This window comes from Desulfuribacillus stibiiarsenatis, assembly GCF_001742305.1.
GTDB classification, from domain to species: domain Bacteria; phylum Bacillota; class Bacilli; order Desulfuribacillales; family Desulfuribacillaceae; genus Desulfuribacillus_A; species Desulfuribacillus_A stibiiarsenatis.
In genome coordinates this window covers 1-565 of sequence record NZ_MJAT01000030.1, presented here as the reverse complement: position 1 = coordinate 565, position 565 = coordinate 1, and the positions used below count along the sequence as shown (strand labels likewise).

Annotated in this window: 2 rRNA genes; both read right to left on the bottom strand. The window is 48.0% G+C overall.

What is annotated here, in order from left to right:
- Window positions 1-203 (bottom strand): 23S ribosomal RNA (locus tag BHU72_RS09340); the annotation flags it as partial.
- Between the two features lie 224 nt (window positions 204-427).
- Window positions 428-565: ribosomal RNA gene (locus tag BHU72_RS09335) — 16S ribosomal RNA — on the bottom strand; the annotation flags it as partial.

Genomic DNA, 565 nt, shown 5'->3' with positions numbered 1-565 from the left:
ATGTTTCAGTTCCCCGGGTCTGCCTTCTCATACCCTATGTGTTCAGGTATGGATTGTATCCCATTACGGATACAGGGTTTCCCCATTCGGATATCTACGGATCAAGGTCTGCTTACGACTCCCCGTAGCGTTTCGGCGTTCGCTCCGTCCTTCTTCGGCTCCTAGCACCAAGGCATCCACCATACGCTCTTTCTAGCTTAACCATTCTTACTGGTTAAAAACGCTGTGTTTGTTTCTTGGTATTTCTTTACTTGCTTTTGTTTCCGATGTCTTTTCGGTTTTATGTGTAGTTGTCATGGAACAAGGGTTTTTTCTTCGCTTGTGCGAAGGAAAAGCTCCCTCAAAACTATACAGTGCAATCATTTCGTCAAGTTCCCTGTGAGACCTTTGGTCTCTTTAGCGGATGTTACTCCGCTATTTTCCTTAGAAAGGAGGTGATCCAGCCGCACCTTCCGATACGGCTACCTTGTTACGACTTCACCCCAATCATCTATCCCACCTTCGACGGCTAGCTCCCTTGCGGGTTACCCCACCGGCTTCGGGTGTTACAAACTCTCGTGGTGTG